Source organism: Neorhizobium sp. DAR64860/K0K1 (assembly GCF_050500205.1).
Lineage (GTDB): Bacteria > Pseudomonadota > Alphaproteobacteria > Rhizobiales > Rhizobiaceae > Neorhizobium > Neorhizobium soli.
In genome coordinates, this window is record NZ_CP191459.1 from 1612989 (window position 1) to 1634878 (window position 21890).

At 60.0% G+C, this 21890-nt stretch carries 25 protein-coding genes; 8 read left to right on the forward strand and 17 right to left on the reverse strand.

Going from position 1 to position 21890, the window contains the following annotated elements; genetic code table 11:
* The 14 genes from ACQY1J_RS12360 to ACQY1J_RS12425 all read right to left on the reverse strand — a co-directional run bounded on the left by ACQY1J_RS12360 (position 1) and on the right by ACQY1J_RS12425 (position 9667).
* Positions 1 to 411: a DUF3168 domain-containing protein gene (locus tag ACQY1J_RS12360; protein ID WP_430251695.1), complete on the reverse strand. Its 411-nt coding sequence runs from the start codon at positions 409 to 411 to the stop codon at positions 1 to 3.
* Complete coding sequence (locus ACQY1J_RS12365) at positions 408 to 815, reverse strand: HK97-gp10 family putative phage morphogenesis protein (protein WP_430251697.1); 408 nt, start codon at positions 813 to 815, stop codon at positions 408 to 410. The genes ACQY1J_RS12360 and ACQY1J_RS12365 overlap by 4 nt, the downstream gene beginning before the upstream one ends.
* On the reverse strand, positions 808 to 1116 hold the full coding sequence (locus ACQY1J_RS12370; RefSeq protein ID WP_430251699.1) for a head-tail connector protein: 309 nt from the start codon (positions 1114 to 1116) through the stop codon (positions 808 to 810). Before ACQY1J_RS12370 ends, ACQY1J_RS12365 begins: the two co-directional genes overlap by 8 nt.
* Positions 1117 to 1240: 124 nt before the next feature.
* The gene (locus ACQY1J_RS12375; protein ID WP_430251701.1) at positions 1241 to 1729 is read right to left on the reverse strand and encodes a hypothetical protein; all 489 of its coding nucleotides are present in this window, start codon (positions 1727 to 1729) and stop codon (positions 1241 to 1243) included.
* 1 nt (position 1730) lies between these two features.
* On the reverse strand, positions 1731 to 2156 hold the full coding sequence (locus ACQY1J_RS12380; RefSeq protein ID WP_430251703.1) for an HNH endonuclease signature motif containing protein: 426 nt from the start codon (positions 2154 to 2156) through the stop codon (positions 1731 to 1733).
* Positions 2087 to 2470: a hypothetical protein gene (locus ACQY1J_RS12385; RefSeq protein ID WP_430251705.1), complete on the reverse strand. Its 384-nt coding sequence runs from the start codon at positions 2468 to 2470 to the stop codon at positions 2087 to 2089. Before ACQY1J_RS12385 ends, ACQY1J_RS12380 begins: the two co-directional genes overlap by 70 nt.
* Before the next feature lie 12 nt (positions 2471 to 2482).
* Positions 2483 to 2911, reverse strand: a complete 429-nt coding sequence (locus ACQY1J_RS12390) for a hypothetical protein (RefSeq protein ID WP_430251707.1) — start codon at positions 2909 to 2911, stop codon at positions 2483 to 2485.
* 28 nt (positions 2912 to 2939) lie between these two features.
* Positions 2940 to 4103 (reverse strand): phage major capsid protein, encoded by a 1164-nt coding sequence (locus ACQY1J_RS12395; RefSeq protein WP_430251709.1) that lies wholly within the window; start codon positions 4101 to 4103, stop codon positions 2940 to 2942.
* A 2-nt stretch (positions 4104 to 4105) separates the two neighbouring features.
* Positions 4106 to 4606, reverse strand: coding sequence for an HK97 family phage prohead protease (locus ACQY1J_RS12400; RefSeq protein ID WP_430251711.1), 501 nt, complete (start codon positions 4604 to 4606; stop codon positions 4106 to 4108).
* A gap of 96 nt (positions 4607 to 4702) precedes the next feature.
* Complete coding sequence (locus ACQY1J_RS12405) at positions 4703 to 5101, reverse strand: hypothetical protein (RefSeq protein WP_430251713.1); 399 nt, start codon at positions 5099 to 5101, stop codon at positions 4703 to 4705.
* Positions 5091 to 6245, reverse strand: a complete 1155-nt coding sequence (locus ACQY1J_RS12410; RefSeq protein ID WP_430251715.1) for a phage portal protein — start codon at positions 6243 to 6245, stop codon at positions 5091 to 5093. Before ACQY1J_RS12410 ends, ACQY1J_RS12405 begins: the two co-directional genes overlap by 11 nt.
* A 675-nt stretch (positions 6246 to 6920) precedes the next feature.
* The gene (locus ACQY1J_RS12415) at positions 6921 to 7169 is read right to left on the reverse strand and encodes a hypothetical protein (protein WP_430251717.1); all 249 of its coding nucleotides are present in this window, start codon (positions 7167 to 7169) and stop codon (positions 6921 to 6923) included.
* Between the two features lie 882 nt (positions 7170 to 8051).
* Positions 8052 to 8270: a helix-turn-helix transcriptional regulator gene (locus tag ACQY1J_RS12420; RefSeq protein WP_430251719.1), complete on the reverse strand. Its 219-nt coding sequence runs from the start codon at positions 8268 to 8270 to the stop codon at positions 8052 to 8054.
* Between the two features lie 179 nt (positions 8271 to 8449).
* A complete protein-coding gene (locus ACQY1J_RS12425; protein WP_430251721.1) occupies positions 8450 to 9667 on the reverse strand; it encodes a tyrosine-type recombinase/integrase in 1218 nt (405 codons plus the stop codon).
* A gap of 53 nt (positions 9668 to 9720) precedes the next feature.
* Between ACQY1J_RS12425 and ACQY1J_RS12430 the strand changes: the two genes are divergently transcribed.
* Positions 9721 to 10374 carry a hypothetical protein gene (locus ACQY1J_RS12430; RefSeq protein WP_430251723.1) on the forward strand — a complete coding sequence of 218 codons (654 nt, stop codon included), beginning with the start codon at positions 9721 to 9723 and terminating at the stop codon, positions 10372 to 10374.
* Positions 10375 to 10456: 82 nt separating this feature from the next.
* Here ACQY1J_RS12430 and ACQY1J_RS12435 read toward each other — a convergent pair whose 3' ends face one another.
* The 3 genes from ACQY1J_RS12435 to ACQY1J_RS12445 are packed head-to-tail and all read right to left on the reverse strand — an operon-like array spanning position 10457 to position 14115.
* Entirely contained in the window at positions 10457 to 11464 is a 1008-nt protein-coding gene (locus tag ACQY1J_RS12435; RefSeq protein WP_430251725.1) for a sensor histidine kinase, read from the reverse strand.
* Positions 11465 to 11468: 4 nt separating this feature from the next.
* On the reverse strand, positions 11469 to 11927 hold the full coding sequence (locus tag ACQY1J_RS12440) for a response regulator (protein WP_062456905.1): 459 nt from the start codon (positions 11925 to 11927) through the stop codon (positions 11469 to 11471).
* Positions 11920 to 14115, reverse strand: a complete 2196-nt coding sequence (locus ACQY1J_RS12445) for an ATP-binding protein (protein ID WP_430251727.1) — start codon at positions 14113 to 14115, stop codon at positions 11920 to 11922. Before ACQY1J_RS12445 ends, ACQY1J_RS12440 begins: the two co-directional genes overlap by 8 nt.
* 351 nt (positions 14116 to 14466) lie before the next feature.
* Between ACQY1J_RS12445 and ACQY1J_RS12450 the strand changes: the two genes are divergently transcribed.
* The 7 genes from ACQY1J_RS12450 to ACQY1J_RS12480 all read left to right on the forward strand — a co-directional run bounded on the left by ACQY1J_RS12450 (position 14467) and on the right by ACQY1J_RS12480 (position 21889).
* Entirely contained in the window at positions 14467 to 14628 is a 162-nt protein-coding gene (locus ACQY1J_RS12450) for a hypothetical protein (RefSeq protein ID WP_092662350.1), read from the forward strand.
* 325 nt (positions 14629 to 14953) lie between these two features.
* Positions 14954 to 16846, forward strand: coding sequence for a SurA N-terminal domain-containing protein (locus ACQY1J_RS12455; RefSeq protein ID WP_430251729.1), 1893 nt, complete (start codon positions 14954 to 14956; stop codon positions 16844 to 16846).
* 19 nt (positions 16847 to 16865) lie between these two features.
* The gene (gene trpD, locus ACQY1J_RS12460; RefSeq protein ID WP_113110505.1) at positions 16866 to 17882 is read left to right on the forward strand and encodes an anthranilate phosphoribosyltransferase; all 1017 of its coding nucleotides are present in this window, start codon (positions 16866 to 16868) and stop codon (positions 17880 to 17882) included.
* Positions 17883 to 17886: 4 nt separating this feature from the next.
* Positions 17887 to 18702, forward strand: a complete 816-nt coding sequence (gene trpC / locus ACQY1J_RS12465; RefSeq protein WP_430251731.1) for an indole-3-glycerol phosphate synthase TrpC — start codon at positions 17887 to 17889, stop codon at positions 18700 to 18702.
* Complete coding sequence (gene moaC, locus ACQY1J_RS12470) at positions 18702 to 19181, forward strand: cyclic pyranopterin monophosphate synthase MoaC (protein ID WP_430251733.1); 480 nt, start codon at positions 18702 to 18704, stop codon at positions 19179 to 19181. The genes trpC and moaC overlap by 1 nt, the downstream gene beginning before the upstream one ends.
* Complete coding sequence (locus tag ACQY1J_RS12475; protein ID WP_430251735.1) at positions 19181 to 20398, forward strand: molybdopterin molybdotransferase MoeA; 1218 nt, start codon at positions 19181 to 19183, stop codon at positions 20396 to 20398. The genes moaC and ACQY1J_RS12475 overlap by 1 nt, the downstream gene beginning before the upstream one ends.
* 24 nt (positions 20399 to 20422) lie before the next feature.
* Positions 20423 to 21889 (forward strand): cryptochrome/photolyase family protein, encoded by a 1467-nt coding sequence (locus ACQY1J_RS12480; RefSeq protein ID WP_430251737.1) that lies wholly within the window; start codon positions 20423 to 20425, stop codon positions 21887 to 21889.
* The last annotated feature ends 1 nt before the right edge of the window (position 21890 follow it).

The window sequence follows — 21890 nt, forward strand, 5'->3', positions numbered from 1 at the left end:
TCAGGCCTCCTCGACAACGGCGTTGACGGTGACGACTCCGTGCGATGTTTTGCCATCCGGATCGCGTAGGAAACGGGCGCTCGCGACGCGGCAATCTGGGATGTGGATGCCAGCATATCCGGGAACCAAGCGAGCGCGTAGCGCGGTTCGGATCGCGCCGGCCAAAGCCTTAGAACCCGCCGTGCTCGGCTCCTCAATCCAGATGTGGAGATCCATGTAGACCCGGACCCGGGTCCGCGCGATCGTGTCGCCTTCATCGACCGCTTGGCCCTCACCAATGATGATCGACGGGCGCGGGTTCGGGCGCTCGTTCCGGTCCAGGATATTGGCGGAGGGGACAAGTGCAATGACACCCGGGGTGGCAATAAGGCGAGCACGCACGGCGGTCTGCAGGGCGACTTCCGGTGTCATTTTTTGGTGCCTCTAATTGCTTTGCCGATGGTGCGTTTGACACGATTGGCGGCACGCTTCCGACCAAGCCGGAAGCCCGGCCAGAAAAACGGCTGTGCAGTGGTGTCGGACGTGCCGTACTCCACCAAATGCGGGTAGCGGACGGTGTGGTCGCCGACGGTGATGACGGCCTCCAGTTCGCCAGCGACCCGGCTGCCGCCCGGTTGCGAATACTCTGGCGTGGACCGCCCTGGAGGGGTCACCTCGATACTGTCCCGGAGATCACCCTCGTCAACCGGCGCGAGCTGCCGTTGCAGCGCTGCGATCTCATTGGCGCCGGTGAGCAGAGCCGGAACGACGGCCTCTTTCGCAGCCTGTGGGATGGCCCGCATACGACGTTGAAAACGTGCGAGTCCGTCATCCATCGAAGCTATACTCCCGAAATTCCCGAACGATCTCGTCGACGCCAAACGGCAACGACTGTCCGGAAACACCGATCAAACTGGCCTCACGGTTTTCGAACCAATGGCCGGCGAGAAGACAGACGGCCTGGTGCAACGGTGCCGGAACTTCCACTGGATACGTGATCTCAATCGGGTAGCCGAGTTGACGCTCGAGGAGGCCTTGTGCGGCCGCAATCGTGCGACCGATAAGGGCGTCATCACCCGTTCCCAGGTCGTCGCTGAGGTTAAGCTGCTGCTTTAATTCTTCGACAGAAACGATCACGGCGGATGCCTTTTCAGCTCGATTTAAAAACTAGACCGAATTCGACGGTTTTTCGCATGAATGACCCCGGGCCGGTCCCCAGAAGGGGTACCAAGTCGTGACGTACCCCCGGGGGCCCTCGATCTCAGGATGCGCTTGCCGTCACTCGGACGATGTTCGAGTTCAAAGCGATCTGGCAGTTCAGCTTAGCCATGCTGTCGGCATCGCCGAGCTCCTCGGCCGCACTCATGACAAGACCATAGAACAGCCGCTGGCTAGGCTTTGGTGAAGCCCCTGTGACCGGCTTGTCATTCATCTCAATCTTGAACGCGAAGTTCGCAGTGCTCTTCTCCGCGGCGAGCAGGGCTATCTGGCCGGCATCGGTGGTGTCGATATCCATCGCCAGTTCGATCGTTCCGGCGTTGCGTGCGCCCTTGCGCTTCTGGACACGGGCGCGGTCGATATACGTGCTATCGATCGAGTTGCTCGTGTCGCCGAATGTGCCGAGAGTCGTGGTCCGACCGATTTCGGTCCAAGTGACGGCGGTGAAGTCCGCGGCGATAACCTCACCGTCGTCGTCCGACATTGCGGTACCAATGAAGATCTTGCTGCCTGCGGTGCTGAAGGTCGGCATTTCAGTTTCCTTTCCTATCGCGCCGCTCTTGGCTTTGCTTGGCGCCGGAATGACAAGGGGTGCATAGGGGCTGCCAGTTGGCACGGTTCCAGAACAGTTTCTGGTCGCCCTTATGCGGGGTGATATGGTCGACCAGCGCAGCGCGCTGACCGCATCGGCGACATGATGGATAGACGGCAAGGAACGCCTTGCTCGCTGCCGTCCATTCTGCGGTGTAGCCTCGCTCCCGTGCCGACGGCCGCTTCTTATCGAAACGTGATTTTCGGTCGCGATCCGCCTGCAGTGCGCGCTCACATTTCATCGCTGCTGTGTGAGGCTGGTTGCAGTAGCTGCAGATCGAGGGGGCGCGGGTTGGCATCAGGAAACGAGACCTCCGACGCCCAGGTAGTGCTCGGGACCGATCGAACTGACCCCGAATACTGACCATTGCGTTTCGGACTTGCGTGCGTTGCCTTGGCTGTTGAGCGTGACACCTTCAGCCGGCTGCAAGCTCACTTGGCCGGTGCCGGCCTGGATGAACGCGCAGCCGAAGCCCTCGGGAAGACCAGCCGGGATGGTGACCATGCAAGCCGCTGTGAAGATGAGCGCGGTTCCCTGATGCTTCGCCGTCAGTGCCAGCTCGGTTCCGGGGAACCACTCGACAACCTCGGGCGCGGCGCGTGCTACATCCTGGGCGCGCGCCAAGGCATCAGCCTCGAACGCGGTTCCAACCGCACGCCGGATCTTGATCAGGTCAACCATGCCCAAACCCCTTTACGCTACGGGCTTCTGAGCAGGCTGACCCTTGACCACGGTCGCGGCGATGCCGGTACCGGTGCCATGCGTGCCTGAGAAGTCAGCGAGCAGACGGATGTAACGGCGATTGCCGACATAGCCGATCTTGTAGATCTTCGGGTCGGCATGAGCCGTCTTCAGGGACTGGATGATGCCGCCGGAGATCCCGGAGACGCCCTGGACATCGGCATCCGTCACTGGATCGAAGGTGGTGCCGTCGTCGCTATGCGCGAGGACGAATTCGACCTTGTTCGAAGCGGTGAAGGTGATGCCGCCGGACGCGACGTGGATCGCAACCATGGCCTGGTTAAAACCAAGCAGGTCGACAACGACGGGCGCATTGTCGGCGGCATAGACTGCAGGGGCAATGGCGGTCACCAAGCCCAGATTATGAACGATATCGCGCATTTCGAAATCCTTTCTGAGAGCTTGTGGCTTACGAGGTCGCCATCTTGAGCTTGCGGAACTTGGCAGGCTGCAACACGCCACCGCCGACGCGGCGGGATGCGTGAATGCGGGTAATGCTGTTCGTCGCGAGCAGGTACGGATTGACCATGATGGACAGGCCGACGCGGTCGACGATGCGGTAGCCGCTGAAGTCGCCGAAGACGATCGGGAAGCCGTTGGCCGCGAGGTCAGGCATATCGGGAAGCTCAATGACAGGGCGACCGAGCAGTGTGGACGGCGAGTCCGCCTGCAGGGCAGGCTGCCAGGCGTAATTGCCCTGACCGTCCTTCAACGTGCGCACCTTGCCGAGCGTCGTTCCGTTCATGGCCCAGGTCGCAACATTGCGATATGCGGCCGGCAGGCTGTATTGCAGGGCGATGAGCTGGTCGACGCTCAGGTTGGCGGCGTGACCGTTCAAAACGGTCTGGATCTCAGCGTTGGTGAGAATGCCTTCGGGCTCGAGTACACCGTTGCCCAGAATGAAGGCGCGGCCTTCCTTCTGACCGAAGTCGTCGGACAGTGCGAGGCGCACCTCAGCTTCCGCCTGGCCAGCGGAGTCCTGAAGGAGCTGGTTACTGACGTCGACGAAGGTGTTGACCTCTTTGACGACGATTTCAGCCTGTCCGAAAGTCGGCTCCGATGCTTCCTGCGTCTGGGTTTCGCCCTTCCACCGCGCGTTTGTGATGCCTGTGCGCTTTGGGTACTGGACGGATGGCGCCGACGTGCTGCGAACGGAAGCCACCGAGCGAACCGGCGACACGAGAACAAGATCTCGAATGAATTCGGACGACATCTCCGGAGGCGCCAGGTAGCCGCCCTGCGGATCACTGGAGACGGTGAGTGTTTTCAGCTCTTCCGCCGGTGTGTTCATACCGAAGCGAAGATAGGTGCCGAACGCTTTCTTCTCGATCGCAGCGGCTTCCTCATCTTTCTTGTCGATACCGCCGGCCGGACGGTTGGCTTTTGTCTCAAGATCCTTCAGCCGCGTTTCCAGCTTGGTCGTGTCAGTCTTGGCCTCGATCTCTTTCAGCCGGCTATCGACGGATTGCTGGAGATCTCCCAGAGCCTTCGTGACGATCGCCGATGGATCTTCCTCGTCGCCCTTGGTAACGAGCGTGGAGGCGAGCAGTGCCTGCTTGCGGATGTGTTCCATTTCTAAGCCCTCATGCGCGCCGCGGCGCGGTTGATCATTTCAGCCATCGCAATGGCATCGATTGCGGATTTCGCGCTGGTGACCCGGGCGCCGGGATGCATTCCGACAGTGACGAGGCTGACCTCGATCAGTTCGAGCGCCGATATCGTTCGACCGCCGCCTTTGCGGGCCAGCGCCTTCTTCGTGACGAAGCCCACGCTGAGACCCTTCACCGCACCCGATTTGACGAGGGCGTGGACCTCGCGGGCCCGGGCGACATCGCCAATCAGCAGCGTTCCCTTGACTTGGAGGCCGGCGCCGTCCTCGGAGGCAGTAGACCAGACGCCAATGGGATCGTTGAGGTCGTGGCCGAACAGCATTGGAAGAGGCAGGGAGACACCTTTGAAGCTTCCGGGCTCAATGATGTCGCCGACGCGGTCCGGAGAGCCGAACGGCCAAGCCAAGCCGGTGATTTCACCGGAGTCCGTGGCCGCGATCTTTGTCTCGAAATAAGCGCGCTCCATTAGCGATCATCTCCACGACGACCGATATCGAAGCCGCCGATAACAGCGATGAGCAGAAGCACGCCGACGACGGCGACGAGAAGGATTGCTTGGTCGTCAGACATTGGCCGCTCCTGGTTTGAAGTTGGCGCGATCGCCTGCGAAGGCGTCGACGGTCGCCTCAAGCCAGGCGGCGGCGCGAAGGACGCGCAGGACGTTGCTGTGGCTGAAGGTCAGGTCCGTGCCCTCGTGTTGCACTTCCCAGCGTAGGACGACTTTCGCCAGGCAGTTGAGACGGGCGGCCTCCCGCTGCTCGGCAGAGATCGTCCCATCGGGATTGGCCCGTTCCGACAACTCGTCGGACATTTCGATTCTCGCCCTACGTTGTGTCATCGAATCGGGCCCGGCGATCCAGAGCGTCATGCCCGTGGGCCTGCCTTCGAAAGGATCGAAGATCTCGAGCCTTCTCCCTCGGTCTTGGTCGACCGTGTTTGCCTGAATCTCGTCAAGCGTCACTTGCGACTCCTGTGGGTTGCCCTGGCTGGCTGCTGCCGGTGTTAGGATTGGCGTAGGCTGCTCCGCCTTCGTACGGCGGAAGGTCGAGGAGCGTGACGCGGGCTTCGTTCGGGTTCATTGCGCGGGAGCTGATGAGGCTGCTTGCGGCAGTAGCTCGGGAGACCAAGTCGACGTTGCTGTAATCGTCGCGCTCGAACCGGACGCGATATGTCGGTCGCTCTTCCGGTGTGAAAAGGCCGCGGCGCATGGCGGCTTCAAGCGGCCTCATCCAGAATTCGAGCGAGCTCAACCATTCTTTGCCGCTTTGTTCGGCATTGCTCCAGGTTGCGCGATCGAAGTCGAATAGAAGCTGCGGAGGCGTGCGAAAGACTCGAGCAACCTCGAGCACGACGAACTTCCAAAGCTCTAGAAATTGGGCATCAACGCTGGAGAAAGTCAGCGGGCGGAAGGAGCTGCCGTCAAAAAGGACTGCGGTCTTGCCGCCGTTCTCACCGCCTTCGTGGGCCTTGCGCCACGCGGAAATCATCTTCCGCATGCCCTCGTCACCCATCGGTTTGGGGCTTTCGATCACCCCACCGGGCCGGGCACCGCTGCGGAACAGACGTCCGGCATGGCGCTCCATCTCTTTCGCGTTGCCAATCGCTTCGGCGGCAAGCGTGACAGGGCACCGGGAGAACGGACCGCGAAGGGCGATGACGTCATCCGGCGCGGTCGGGCGGTTGTTGATCCGGAAGGAAGGCTCCCGCCGGCCGTCGCCGCTGTAATCGATTTGGAAATAAGCGGGCTCATAACCGGCGATCTCACGGACTTCACCGGCAACGCGGTTGACGTATGAAAGCGATCCCTTATCCGACGTCAGGGCGCCGGCGATCATGTCGCGGACCCATTCAAAGGAAGAGGTGAAATCGTTGACGTCACCCTCGAGAAGTGCCGCGACGGGGTGAGCGGTGTCGGTAACCCAGGAGCCGCCCTCAAGCCGCTCCACGTTCAGCTTCAGCGCTGCGATCGACGAGGAGAGCAGATGGACTGCGCTGGCCACGGCCGGGACGGTCAGGGCGGTAGCGAGGCTGACCGCGGTCGAGCCGATCGGCTGGCCGGTGAATAACGCGTACTCTTCCGGCGTCGGCTGAGCGAGCGACTTCATTTCAACAGGAGGTTTGCGGGGCCAAAATCTCATGGCCCCGAAAATGTAATAGATGTCGAGGTTTAGCTATTTAGCAAAGCTATGCGAACAGACGCATGTTCGGCGATTTCGGAGGATCTACGCTCCGAGAGTCCACTGCCCGGGTTGATCCTCTACCTCAATCACAACTGAGCGCACTGGTTTGAGCTTGCCCGTTGCATTCGACCAGTCGGTCCGCTCGATCGCGAGCCTAGTGCTGGTGAAACGGGTAATGTTTCCTGAAAGGAGTCTTGCAATTTCGGCTGTTGCGCCGGTCTGACCGCAGTTGCCTTCTTCCGTAAGTGATATCAATCTGTATGTCGTATCCATAACGAGTTCCTTGTGTGTATGTTTGAGCCTCTAAGGGCACAGTAAAGCTATCCGCCTCTCTGAGTTTTCGCAACGGTCATCTTGACCGCAGCCATACGGCTAACTCCGACTTGAACGCTAGCAACCGACCCGCCGGCCGGTAAATAGGAGCGGTCGGATCATGCTTTTCAATTCGGCGTACCGTGTCAGGCGAAATGCCTAGGTAACGCGCAATAGCCTTTGCACCCCAAAGTGAGTCGGTAGCTAAGGACAAGCGAGATGGATGACGAACCGCAGCATCGTAGTCCCCTAGCAAGGCGTCGAGGCGCGCGGGCGTGAGGGGCCGGCTCATGCGTCATCCCTCCCGCGCAGGTGGCGTGGCTTCTCGATACCGCCCCGCGGGACGCGCTGAACAAAATGCCCGAGATCCTCTAGGAACCGTTCGAAACCGCTTGCTTCGTCGGTAAACCGGACTTCATGGAAGGCGATTGTCCGGCCGTTTTTGATTCCGCGGAACTCGACAACCTCGCCGTGCGACCATCGCCGGCGGTCGATCTCGATTTTCAGTGCCGGTTCGTCAAGGATGCTTTTGCGCATGTACGTTGTCTCCAAATGATCTGAGGATTGGAGAGGGCTCGGGTTGAAGCCGTTGGCTGCCTATGGGCGGCGGCGTGGCTGGTTGACGATGAAAGATGACAACGGAGCCATAAGCGGGCTCCGACTTGGATCCGGCAAACGCGTCTGCGACGCCGATGCTCGATGAAGAATCGAGCTCGCCTGCCGTTGTGCCCGCCTGACCTTTTGTTCTTCCGGAAAAGAAAGAAGAAGCCCGCGGCTCCTGCCGTGACGCGAGGGCGGTCGAGGTTCGCCCCTTGGCGAGCCGAGATGCGAAGCAGCGTGAGCCCCCGCCCGTCTTCCGGACTGTGTCACGCTTTCTGTTCTGATAAGGTCGCGTGACAGCGCGTCTCCGGCGCTGACGGTCCCGTGCAATCCGGCGTTTTCTGTCTTCGGCGCACTCGTCCACGGCTTCGACGTTTCGGAGCCGTGCGTCCGTCCGTTCGCAGCTGCTGACTTCGAGAAACTCGCCAACGACAACTGCGGACAGCAAGAGACCGTCACCACTCCGGCAAGCGGCCGCTGCAATATCCGCATCAATCTCAGGGAGCCCGAGGCGGCGAGCTAAATCGTGGACCGCGAAGACGTCGGCAGTCGTGCCTAGTGCCTCGCTGAGGTTTGCCAGCACCACGGCCCATGAGAATTCGGAGCCGATGTTGAGCGCATGCCGTCGACGGTAGGCGACTAGGCGGCCAAGATCATTGAACCGAATGCCGGCGTGAAGACGCAAAAGCCGCAGCTTTTCGCTAGCATGATCCCGCGCCACCTTGATCTCGCGGCGATCGAACGATATGCTTTTTGTATTGCTCGGATTACCAGTCCAGGAGGGGTTGCCGCCCCTTCTGGACTTTTGCGTTTGTATGGTCACTGGCCGACCCTCGCGTCACGAGCGGCGACCTTAGCTGTAATCCATTCTTCGATTTCGCGACGGACGAAGGCAACACGCCGACCGTCTAGCTCTATAGCCTGTGGGAACCGCCCGCCTGCGCGTGCTTTGTTTATTCCGGTTCGACTTAGCGAGGTCAAAGCGCAGACCTGCTTGAGTGAGACTAGCTGTATTTCGTGCTTTTCCATTAAGGTCATCCAAGTTGTTGAGGACGACTACGCATAAATGCCGAAACTTCTGCAGATTCAACAAGCCCGATTTTATAAGATATGTATCGACGCTTCGTTAAGCCACTGAAAAACAAACATTATTCATAATGTATTGTCGAGAAGGCCGTACGTTACTTTGAATTCAGCGCAATCTTTGGGAAATTATTTCAGGCTTTGCGGTGCAAGGACACGACAGAGCCCGCCTTCTGTATCGTCAGAAACCCAGCCCAAGCTTGCATCAGCTTCCGCCGTTTTTGCAGCACGTCGCCTCGCCTGTAGGCCCGCTCAACCTCATCACCAACAAGGTGAGCTAGCGCGGCTTCTGCTATCTCAGACGGGAACGACGTCGCCTCAGACGTCCAGTCACGGAAGCTGCTTCTGAAGCCGTGGACTGTCACCGGTACCTTCATGGTTTTCAGCGTCTTCGCCATCGTCATGTCGCTTATCGCGCTGTTCTCTTTACGCCCGGGGAACACGTAGTCGTTGATCTTTTGCTCACGCATCACCTCAAGAACCGCCAGGGCCTCGTCGGTAAGCGGAACACGGTGTTCTCGGCCTGCCTTCATACGATCAGCAGGCACGAGCCAGACCTTTTCCACGAAATCGAACTCGTTCCACTTCGCGCCAATGATCTCACCGGTTCGAGCCGCGGTCAGAATTAGAAGTTCAAGCCCCCTCGCCCCTAGTCCCTCAGTATTGCGAAGCCGCTGGAAGAACTCCGGTACCTCTGCATAGGGTAGCGCCGCATGATGTCCTCGCTTGGTGAGCTTCTCACGTTTGCCGAAGCGGTGTTCCAGATGCCCCTTCCAGCGGGCTGGGTTTTCGCCTGTGCGGTATCCTTCAACGCGAGCGTAGTCCAGGACACGCTCGATCCGGCCGCGAAGACGAGCCGCAGTCTCGTTTTTGGTCTTCCATATCGGCTCGAGAACCGCGACCACATTGTCGGTGGAGACGTCCGCGACGCTCAGTTTACGTATGCGTGCGCAGTACGTATCACCAAGGGTCATCTCCCACTGAGCGCGGTGTTTGGAATTCTTCCAGGTGCCTTCCATGCTTTTGAGCAGCTCGTCGACGCACTCGGCAAATGTGACAACTTCAACCGCGGCCTTGCGCTCCTCCATTTCCGAGAACGGGTCACCGCCTCTTCCAAGAATCCTTCTGACCTCATCCGCCTTTTCGCGGGCTGCGGAGAGAGAGACCTGTCCGGTACCGGCGCCAAAGGAGCCGAGCCCCATCTCGCGACGTTTTCCGTTCCTAACCCAAATGAACACCCAAGACTTGGTGCTGGATTTAGAGACATGGAGATATAACCCATCGCCGTCGCCTAGCTTACCGGGTTTAGATGCAGCCTTAACTTCGGGTACTGTTAGCTTATGCCTAGCCATTCGATCCCTAACGCTATTCCTAATTCGGAGCGTTGTCCGTAGAGTTGAATAGGATGATTAAGCTCTTCGCGCGGCAAAAAAAGCAAGCAATAACAGTAAGCGGTTTACATCTAAGTCGGCTAATGCGCAGAAAAGGCGGACACCTCTTCCGCCATCAGCCGATCGCATCGAAAAGAGTGGCAGCGTTCCATACACATCATGTCTGTTTTGCTTGCAGGCTTTTTGCCCTTGAAAAAAGCGTACCGCTCGCCATTTCGCAACTTCCTGTTTTAACCATGCGTGAAATGATGTCCGATAGCACAGCCTATACCGAATCCGCGAAAATCCTCCTGTTGGAGGATGATCTCCTTCTTGCCATGGACATGGAGGATTACCTCCTCGACCGTGGACACGAAGTCGTCGGACCGTTTGGACGTCTGGTCGATGCGCTCGATGCCATCCCTCGCAACGAGCTTGCCGGCGCGGTGGTCGATCTCAACCTGCACGGCGAGTTGTCCTTTCCGGTGATCGAGGAACTGCAGGCACGTTCTGTCCCCATCATAGTCTGCACCGGTTACGCCGAGCTGCCGGAAGTCAAGACGAGGCTGAAGGGATTGCCGCTGCTTCCCAAGCCCTGGACGGCCCACAAGCTTTCCTCGCTGATGGAAGAGACATTCGGGGCCACTCAGGAACCACGTGACGCGCCTTCGTCGAAGATCCGGAACTAGGCGCTCGGGCGCTCATCACAGTTCGTTCTGACACAGTTTCGACGCGGCGCCTAAAGGGGCAGCCGCGCCGGAGTTCCGAACTTCAGTCGAATGACGGTATCGGGAAGGTGATCCGGCAAACGAGGCCTGTCTCGGCATAGTCTATTTCGACGTTCCCTCGGAGTTCATACTGGATGCTTCGCTCCACCAGCGTCGTACCAAAACCCTGTTGCTCGGGTGGCGTGACGGTCGGGCCGCCAATCTCCTGCCAGGTGAGGGTCATGGTTGCCTTTCCCTCCTTCACGACGTCGCGCACCCAGCTGATCGCGATATGACCGCCATCCTGTGACAGTCCGCCGTATTTCACCGCATTGGTCGTCAGTTCGTTGAAGACCAGGCTGAGCGCCAGCGCGGACTTCGGGTCAAGATGAACGGTCGGACCGGGATCGATCACGAACCGGTTGCCGCGGCCCTCCATATACGGTGCCAGGGTTCGACGTACGACGTCGGCAAGCTCCGCCTTGCTCCAGTTCGTTTCGAACAGGAGCGCATGTGCGTCAGCCATCGCCCGAAGCCTGCCAAGCAGGTTCGACGCGTAGTCGTCGACCGTGTGACTGCTCTTTGCCGTCCGGCGTACGAGCGACATGACCATGGCCATGGTATTTTTCACCCGATGGCTGAGTTCGCGGACGAGCAGTTCCTTCTGGTTCTGCGCGCGCCGGTGCTCGGCTTTCTCGTGAGCCTCCGCCAGTGCCCGCTCGACGGCAGCGGGCAAGCGTATCAACCGTTGCTTCAGAACGTAGTCCGTCGCGCCACGCCGAAACGATTCGATCGCGGCCTCCTCCCCGAGGATACCGGAGACAAAGATAAATGGTATCTCCGGCACCTCGCGGCTTGCCATGTCCAGCGCCGCCATACCGTCGAAATCGGGCAGCGAAAAATCCGAAAGGATGAGGTCGAAATCGCGCGCTTCCAGCGCTTTCACAAATTCACTGCGGTTGCTGACGAGACGGATCTCCGGCTTTTTCGTCAACAGTTCAAGCTGCTCGCGGATCAATTCGGCATCGAGCGGGCTGTCCTCCAGCATGAGTAGGCGTGGATTGTGCTGCACTCTGTTAGCCTCCGTCTTTGGCGCGGTATCCAGGAGGTGGTTCATTCAAGAGAGCCCAAAATACCCCGAGATCCTGAATGGCCTTGAAGAACTGCTTGAACTCGACAGGCTTCACGACGAAGGCGTTGACGCCGAGCTCGTAGCTTCGCACCAGATCCTGCTCTTCCCTCGACGACGTCAGCATGACGATCGGAATGTGGTGCAGTCTCTCGTCTTTCTTGACACGCTCGAGGACTTCGAGACCATCGATCTTGGGCAGTTTCAGATCAAGCAGCACGACGGTCGGATCGCCGGACGGGCGACCTTCATGAATCCCGGTTCCGAAGAGATAATCGATCGCCTCGGCGCCATCGCGAGCAACGACAATCTCGTTGGCAAGCTGGCACTTTTCCAACGCGGCGAGCGTGAGTTCCAGGTCGCGTGGGCTGTCTTCGACAAGCAGTATCGGGCGTAGTTCAGGCATGGGCGCGGCCTTTCTTCTCAGGGCCTGGCAGGGCAAAGACAAAGGTTGCGCACTTGTCCACTTCCCCATGGGCGGTAATGCTTCCGTTATGGCGTTCGACGATCCTGCGCACAAGAGCAAGGCCGATACCGGTCCCCTCGAAGTCTTCGGCGCGCTGGAGCCGCTGGAAGACCCCGAAAAGTTTGCCGACATAAGCCATGTCGAACCCGACGCCGTTGTCGCTGACGCTGTAGGTGGTCACATCGCCTTTGACGGAGCCCCGGACGCGGATTTCTGCGGGGTTGCGGTGCCTGCTGTACTTTACCGCGTTTTCGATAATGTTGAACCAGACCTGCCGCAACAGCGTGGCATCGCCCCAGGCGGTCGGCAACGGCTCGATCGACCACGAGATGGCTCGGTCGTCCTGGTTCAGAATCACGCTCTTCACAACCTCGGCGACAAGCTTGTTCATGTCGACATGCTTATGGGTGATCGAGGCACGCCCCAGCTGCGAAAAATTGAGCAGGCCATCCACGAGCCTGCCCGCTGCCAGCGCCGAATCGGAGATGGTCCGAAGGTAGTGGCGCGATTTTTCGTCGAGACTGTTTTCCCTGTCTGTCAGCAACTGAGCGAAGCCGACGATGTGCCGGAACGGCGCCCTCAGATCGTGCGACACCGAATAGGAGAAAGCTTCAAGCTCCTTGTTGGAGCGCTGCAGTTCGCTGGTGAGTTCACCCAGCTCTTCAGCCTTTCGCAAGACGATCCCGACGATCGCGTTGCGAAGGTCGCGTGCAGCAGAAAGTTCTGCTTCGCTCCAGGCCTGAGAATGGAGCCGGACATTTTCGCTCCAGGCCTGAAAGGATTTCCGCGGATGGATACGTCCTTTTTCCTGGACAATCTTATGCGGGTCTCCAGCCCACTGGACCGTGCGGATCACCTCGGGCCGGAACCAGATCAGCCAGTTTTCGTAAAGCTCGGACAAACGAATGGCGATGATGCCGCTTGCCTCGCCGGCAAACGCTTCAGCCGATGGAAAGTCCGCAGCAAGCGATGTGGTGGCGAAGATGTCGTCGTCCGCTCTGCCGGAAAGCCAGCCGACGATGGAGCGAACTTCGTCGTCCGTCGGGGTGATCCCCACCTTGTGGCACTCTCCCTGTGCAATAATGGCGGCTCCCGAGGCACCGACCTGCGCGACCAGATCCTTCGGCAAGGTCTCCAATCCCTCGCTCCAGGACGAGGCAGATGTCATTGCCCGCAGAAGATCACCGGAGATGCGCGCCAGCTCGACGCGGCGGGTGGCGTCCTGGGAGTGAACTTGCGCTGCGATCCGCATGGCGAGCGACTGGACGATAAAGTCGCAGGCATCGCGCACCCTGACCGGAACCATGTGAGGCTGGGCGCTATGGCAAGCGACAAGCCCCCAAAGGCGTCCGTCGATTATGATAGACATGGACATGGATGCGGCCGTGCCCATGTTGTGCATGTATTCGAGATGCACCGGCGAAACGCTGCGCAGCTGCGAGAAGCTCAGATCAAGCGGACTGCCTGCGGTCCCGGATTCGCGACCAGCGTCTATCGGCACAGGTTCATAGGATGCGTCGGGAATGACCCGCAAGCGATTGGCGGCGTAGAGCGCACGCGCCTGTGCCGGTATGTCGCCCGCCGGGAAACGCAGGTCGAGATACGATGGCAACCTGCCATTGCCTGCTTCCGCGACAACGTGTCCGTTCCAGTCGTCGTCGAACTTGTAGACGAGGACGCGATCGAACCCTGTCAGGTCGTGAACAAAGCGAGCGGCCGCCGCAAGCGAACCCGCCACATCGGCCTGCGTCGACAGAACCTGCGCAAAACCGCGCAGGCGCGCAAACAGGCTGCCGAGTGTCTGCGCTCCCGAACGCTCGACTTCCAGGATAACAAGTCCACCAGATCGATGCGCCGTCAGTGTTGCATCGGAGATATCTGTCTGGAAAACGGCTTCGCTCAACTCATGCCAATTTCTGATGTCGTCATTCAGTGGATCAAGGATCACCGGCGCGGGACCGCCGAGGCGCAGATCAGCACCAAAAAACGCGCCGGCATTGCGGCTTGCCTGCAGGACCGTGAGATCAGTCGGCCGCAGAACGATCAGCGCACCATGCGGCTGGATCGCACCCGGTATATGGATCGGCTCCTGCGCGCAGGATTCCAGGTTGATTTCCGATCGATCCAAAATGCTTTTTCTCCCTCATCTCCGCCCGCATTCCACTGCGGTTCAGAGCCAAACAGGCTTCTAAATTAGTCCTGTCGTTTCACAAGCCAAAATACAAACTGGACGATTCATGTAAACCGAGCCGCTACCCATCGGCTCGGAATCGAGGGAACTTCGCCGTCCCAACTTCATTATTCGCTGACAAACACGAGCAAGATTCGGATGAATGCCAATGGTCCTCAAACAGTGATTGCTCACCTTTACGATTGTCGGCGCCGCGTCTCTTCGCGCCAGAAGAACTCCAGTTCCACGCAAGCGCGATTATCTAGCCTGCCCTTGTCGGAATCAATCGCGACAGTTAGGGGACAATGAATGTCTAAAGAAACCGAACACACGAGCCAGCCATCCGAACAGGCCATTGGCCTTTTCCTGCAGGACGGCGATGGCGACAGCCTTACCGACGTGCTCGTCGAAGCGCTTTACGAAGCATTTCGCATCATGGACGACGACGTCTCCACCGAAACCTACCACTAACGCGCTAAAACGTACACTGGCGGCGAATGAGCGGACGCGACGCCGGGCCTGAGACGGCTCGCCCGTGGAGAAGCTGAGCAGCGTTCGGCGAAACGGGTCGTTTCGATCAATAGCGGGGATAGAGTGCCCACCGGGCCCGGCTGTCGTGACTGTCGTCGTCATATAATCCCTGCCATTACCTTCACGAAATAGTCAGTGGGGCGGACAATGGTGGTGCCTGCGCGCTTTTGCGCGTCAACGCCTTCATTTCCGTTGCAGATTGTTCTAGAGACATTCGCTCAAACCGCCGGAAAGGCGGCACTACGACTGATAGGTAATATCGCCGATGCTCAATTCGCTCAGAAACGCAGCCCGCTCCTGGGTCGCAAAACTCCTGCTCCTGGTTCTTGCCGCATCCTTCGGCATCTGGGGCATTTCGCACTCCCTGATCGGATCGAACAGCAATACCGTCCTGACGGTGGGCGATCAGCAAATCTCGTCTGAAGAGTTCAGGCTGGCCTATCAGCGACAGGTCGCTAATATCGGTCGTCAGTTCGGCGCACCGCTGACCGCGGAACAGGCACGTGCATTCGGCGTCGAGAACGAGGTGTTCGCACAGCTCGCCGCAGGCGCTGCACTCGATCAGCTTTCCGACGACATGAATCTCGGTCTTTCAGAAGACAAGCTCGGTATCCTGATCAGCGAAGACCCTGCATTCCAGGGCGTCAACGGTCAGTTCGACCGCGCCTTGTTCACCTCCCGCCTGCGCAATGCCGGCCTTCGCGAAGACGATTACATCAAGGAGCGCAGCAAAGTTGCTGTCCGCAGCCAGATCGTCGAATCGGTGTCCGACGGGTTCAAGCCGCCGCAGGTTCTGATCGATGCATTGAAGCAGTATCGGGACGAAAGCCGCACGGTCGAATATCTGCTTTTGTCGAACGCCAATATCGATCCCGTAAAAGCACCGACGGATGATATTCTGGCGCAGTGGTTCGAAGGTGCGAAGAGCCGCTATCGGGCCCCGGAATACCGCACGTTTGCCTATGTGAAGCTGCAGCCATCCGACATCGCGGATGCGTCTTCGATCACCGACGAGCAGGCGCGGGCCGAATACGACAAGCGGATCGCCAGCTTCAAGACGAGCGAGACGCGCACCATCGAGCAGCTGCCCTTCCCCAACATGGAAATGGCAGAAGCCGCCGCGACGCAGTTGCGCGCCGGAACGACGACGTTCGACCAGGTCATGGCGGACCAGGGCAAAACCGCAGCCGACGTTCGCCTCGGCGACTTTACCCGCGACGCTGTTCCGGATGAGGCAATTGCAGAAGCGGCCTTCAAGCTTGGCGCGAATGGCGGCATCACGCCAGCCGTTCAAGGTACATTCGGTCCCGTCATTTTGCGGGTCTCCAACGTTCGTCCGGAAACCACCCGCGCCTTCGACGAGGTCAAGGGCGAGCTGCGCCAGCAGATGGCGGTCGCGGCCGCCTCGCAGGAACTCAACACGGCACATGACCGCTTCGAGGAGTTGCGCAGCAACGGGACGACGCTTGAAGACGCAGCAAAGGATCTGAACCTCAAGCTCGTCACGGTCACGGCCAATGCATCCGGCCTTGATCCGCAGGACAAGCGCATTGCAGATCTCCCAAGCGGCACCACGCTTTTGACCGACGTCTTCCGCACCGATCCCGGCGCGGATACGCTGCCGCTGACGGTTGGCACGGACGGCTTCGTCTGGTTCGAGGTCCGCAACGTCACGCCGGAACGGGAACGTCCGCTTAGCGAAGTCCGCGACCGGGCCGTTGCCGACTGGACGGCTGATCAGCAGCGTCAGGCGCTTTCGGCACGCACGGCCGACCTCAAGGGTCGCCTCGACAAGGGCGAGACGCTGGCAGTAATCGCTGAGGATCTCGGCGTCGCCATCGAAACGAAGTCCGGCCTGCGCCGCAACGGCGAGGACGCCATCTTCGGCAACGAGGCGATTGCGGCAGCCTTTGCCGGACCGGTCGGCGTGACTGGAACAGCGCTCGGATCCGACGGCGAGAGCCGCCTTCTTCTGAAGGTGACGGCGGTCGATCAGGCCACGAGCGATGCGCTTGCCGGCGACGAGCAACTCCAGCGCATGGCCAATTCTGCCGGCGATGACATGCTCGATCAGATGGTCAACAGCCTCAAGAACACCTACGGTGTTTCGATCAACCAGGCCGCCGTCAATCAGTCGGCTGCGCCCGCGCAATACTAAGCGACTTGAGAGCCAAAGAATGCCTGAGCTGAAACCCTTCATCGCCAAAGTTGCTGCCGGGGAGAGCCTCACGCTGGATGAGGCGCGTCAGGCGTTCGACATTCTGATGTCCGGCGAGGCGACGCCCTCGCAGATCGGCGGGTTTCTGATTGCGCTGCGCGTACGAGGAGAAACGGTGGCGGAGATTTCCGGCGCCGTAACGACCATGCGCGAGAAGATGCTGCGGGTCGACGCACCAGCCGATGCCGTTGATATCGTCGGTACCGGTGGCGATGGTGCCGGCACCTACAACATCTCGACACTGGCGTCGATCATCGTGGCTGGTACAGGCGTTCCCGTCGCCAAGCATGGCAACCGGGCGCTGAGTTCCAAATCGGGCACGGCGGACGCTTTGTCAGCCCTCGGTGTCAACCTTGAAATTGGCCCGGAGCGTATTGCTCGCTGTATTCGCGAGGCCGGGATCGGTTTCATGTTCGCCTCGATGCACCACGCCGCGATGCGCCATGTGGGGCCTAGCCGCGTCGAACTGGGCACGCGGACGATCTTCAACATTCTGGGTCCTCTCTCGAACCCTGCAGGCGCCAAGCGTCAGTTGCTCGGCGTTTTCGATCCGAAATGGCTGCAGCCGATCGCAGAGGTGCTGCGCGGTCTCGGCTCCGAGACTGTCTGGGTCGTGCATGGCCAGGGTTTGGACGAGATCACCACGACAGGCGTTACGCAGGTCTGCGCTCTGGAGGGTGGCAGTATCCGCTCCTTTGAGCTGACCCCAGCCGATTTTGGCGTGCCGCAGGCAACGCTTGCCGACCTCAAGGGTGGTGACGGCATCCACAATGCGAAGGCGTTGCGGGCGGTTCTCGGCGGGGCGAAGAATGCATACCGTGACATTTCACTCTGCAACGCGGCGGCAGCGCTTGTCGTCGCCGGAAAGGCCGAAACGCTGAAGGATGGCATGACGATCGCCACGAACGCGCTCGAAAGCGGCAATGCCGCTGCAGCGCTTGACCGGCTTGTGGCCGTATCGAACGAGAAGGATTGAGCGAATGGCGGATATTCTCAAGAAGATTGAAGCCTATAAGCGCGAGGAAATCGCAGCGGCCAAGGCGAGTGTACCGCTCACTGAGCTGAAGGCTCGTTCCGCCGACCAGCCTGCTCCGCGCGGTTTTCTGCGTGCGTTGCAGGCCAAGAAGGATGCCGGCATTTTTGGTCTCATTGCCGAAATCAAGAAGGCGAGCCCTTCGAAAGGGTTGATCCGTCCAGATTTCGATCCGCCGTCGCTCGCCGCAGCCTATGAGGCCGGCGGTGCAGCCTGCCTGTCTGTTCTGACAGATACGCCGAGCTTTCAAGGTGCGCCGGAATTCATGGTCGCAGCAAAGGCTGCCTGCGCCCTGCCCGTTCTGCGCAAGGATTTCGTGTTCGAGACCTACCAGGTGCACGAAGCGCGCGCCTGGGGAGCCGACTGCGTTCTGATCATCATGGCGGCGCTGTCGGATGACGACGCGCTGGCGATCTACGAGGCCGCCGGCGAGCTTGGCATGGATGCGTTGATCGAAGTGCACGACGCCCCTGAAATGGAGCGGGCGCTGAAGCTCGAGGCACCGCTGGTGGGGATCAACAACCGCAATCTGCGCACGTTCGAGCTCGATCTCGCCATCAGTGAGACACTTGCACCGATGGTGCCAGCCGATCGGCTCCTCGTCGGCGAAAGCGGCATCTTCACCTACACCGACTGCCAGCGGCTGCAGAAGGCTCATATCGAGACCTTCCTGGTCGGTGAAAGCTTGATGCGTCAGGACGACGTTGCTGCGGCGACTCGACTGCTGCTATCTGGTGAGACAAACGCACAGGCAGCCGAATAATGGCAACACTCACTCATATCGATGCGGCCGGCGAAGCGCATATGGTCGATGTCGGCGACAAGACCGAAACCGTACGCTCGGCGACGGCCGAGGGTCATGTCAGGATGCTTCCAGAAACGCTCGCGCTGATTCTGGATGGCAATGCCAAAAAGGGTGACGTCATCGGCACGGCCCGGCTCGCCGGGATCATGGCAGCGAAGAAGACCAGCGATCTTATTCCTCTCTGCCATCCGCTGATGCTGACAAAGGTCTCGGTCGAGATTACCGAAGACGCCGCCCTGCCCGGCCTGCGCGTCACGGCGACCGCTAAGCTGACCGGCAAGACCGGTGTCGAGATGGAAGCGCTGACGGCGGTGTCCGTTGCCTGCCTGACGATCTACGATATGGCGAAAGCCGCAGACAAAGGCATGCAGATCAGCGGCATCCAGCTTCTCGAGAAGACCGGCGGCAAGTCCGGAACATACCGCCTGGAGGGCTGATGAAGGCACTACTCCCCGTGGCGGATGCCAAGAGCCGGCTGCTCTCTGCAGCGCGTCCGATCGACGATATCGTGAATGTCCCGCTCGGCGAGGCCGACGGTCGCGTGCTGGCTGCCGATCTCGCCGCGAGGCTGACACAGCCACCGTTCGACGCGTCCGCCATGGACGGCTACGCAGTACGGGCAGAGGACGCGTCCACGGTCGGCACGGAACTGTCAGTCATCGGAACCGCTTCCGCAGGGCATGCCTTCGAGGGTGCCGTCGGTCCGGGCGAAACCGTGCGTATCTTTACCGGTGCACCTTTGCCGCAGGGCGCTGATTCTGTCCTCATCCAGGAAGATGCAGAGCGAATCGCGGACGACCGGATCCGCACTGCATTTGCCGTCGTCGAAGGACGGCATGTGCGGCCCCGCGGCCAGGATTTCGCGGAGGGCGAGATCGTCCTCAAGAGCGGCACGGTGCTCGACTTCGCGCATCTAACCGTCGCCGCCGCGATGAACCATCCGACGCTTGGGATCTATCGGCGACCAAGGGTCGCGATCCTTGCGACCGGTGACGAGCTTGTAGTTCCTGGCGGTGTGCCGGCGACCGCGCAGATCATTGCCTCCAATACGTTCGGCGTCGCCGCACTGGTGCGGTCCAACGGCGGCGAGGTTCTCGACCTTGGCATCGTCAAGGACAACCAGGCGGATATCGCTGCAGCTGTCGCACGGGCGCAGCTCGAAAAGGCCGACGTGCTGGTCACGCTCGGTGGAGCTTCTGTCGGCGATCACGACCTCGTCCAGTCGACGCTGAAGGCCGCCGGTATGGAACTCGATTTCTGGCGGATCGCGATGCGTCCCGGCAAACCGCTGATGGTCGGTTCGCTCGACGGCATGCATGTGCTGGGCCTGCCCGGCAACCCGGTCGCAAGCCTTGTGACCAGTCTCCTCTTCCTCGAGCCGCTGCTGCGAAAGCTCGCGCATCTCAGCGAGAGTAACCGCGAGGTCATGGGTGTCACAGCGGAGCCTATCAAGGCGAACGACCAGCGGCAGGACTATGTTCGCGCGAGCGTGAGGCGTGACGCGGCGGGAAATCTTGTTGCCAAGGCTTTCGGAAAGCAGGATTCGTCGATGATGAAGATATTTTCGCGATCCGACGGCCTTATCGTGCGTCCTCCGCACGCTCCGGAGCTGGCTGCCGGTGCACCCTGCCCTATATTGCTCATTCGTTCCTAAGGCGCTTTCCAGGCGTCCTTTGCGATGCCTCGAACGGAGAAGCGCGTGCCTGCCGATCATTCAACTGACAAAAACATTCCGACCATCCTATGGTTTCGCAAGGATCTCCGTCTCGATGACAATGCGGCGCTGAATGCCGCGATCGATGCCGGCGGCCCGGTCATCCCCGTCTATATCCGCGAACCCGACGAACTGAACATCGGGCCTCTCGGTGGCGCGCAGGAATGGTGGCTGCATCATTCGCTGACGGCACTCAAGGGCGCGCTGAAAGCGCTCGGCAGTGACCTCGTCCTCGTTAGGGGAAAGGCCGAGGATGTTCTGTCCGACATCGCCCACAAGACCGGCGCCCGCTCCGTCTTCGTCAACCGCGCCTATGAACGCACGGACTACGACCGTGAAATCGCGGTCGCCCTCAAAGACAAGGGCATCGCCATCAGCGCCTTTCATGGCCAGCTTCTCCACGAGCCGGACCGGATCCGCACGGGGGCGGGCAAGCCATTCAAGGTTTTTACACCGTTCTGGAACGCGATGCAGAAGCTCGGCGAACCGCACGAGCCGATGGATACCCCAAAGTCCATCTCTGCCCCGAAGCAATTTCCCCGTTCGGAAAGCCTGGACGGCTGGGACCTGCTGCCGGCAAAGCCGGACTGGGCTTCGGGTTTTTCCGAAATGTGGACACCGGGCGAACAGGGCGCGCGGGAGAAGTTAAAGGACATCATCGACAGGGACCTGCACGACTACAAGCGCGGTCGGGACTTTCCGGCGATCGACGCCACGTCTTCGCTGTCTGCCCACCTCACCCATGGTGAGATTTCCCCTGCCCGCATCTGGTACGAGACGAGAGGTCTTCCGGCGAAGACATCGGAAGACGTGTCGCACTTCCGCCGCGAGCTTGCCTGGCGTGATTTCTGCTACGGTCTGCTGATCGAATTTCCCGGCCTCGATCGCGAGAACTGGGACGACAAGTTCGACGCATTCGAATGGCAATACAATGCCAAGCAATTCACGGCCTGGACAAAGGGGATGACGGGTTATCCGATCGTCGATGCCGGTATGCGGCAGTTGTGGAAACACGGCTACATGCACAACCGGGTGCGGATGATCACGGCGTCGTTCATGATCAAGGATCTGATGATCGACTGGCGCAAGGGCGAGCAGTGGTTCCGCGATACGCTTGTCGATGCGGATCCTGCCAACAATTCCGCCAACTGGCAGTGGGTGGCCGGCAGCGGCGCCGATGCCTCGCCGTTCTTCCGGATCTTCAATCCTATCCTGCAGGGCGAGAAATTCGATCCAGACGGTGATTACGTTCGCGAGCATGTGCCCGAACTGGCAAAGCTCGACCGCAAATACATCCACAAGCCGTTCGAGGCGCCTGCGGCCGTGCTGGAGAAGGCAGGCATCGAGCTGGGCAAGACCTATCCAAAGCCCATCGTCGATCACGGCTTTGCCCGCGACCGGGCGCTCGCCGCATACAAGGCGCTGAAATAGA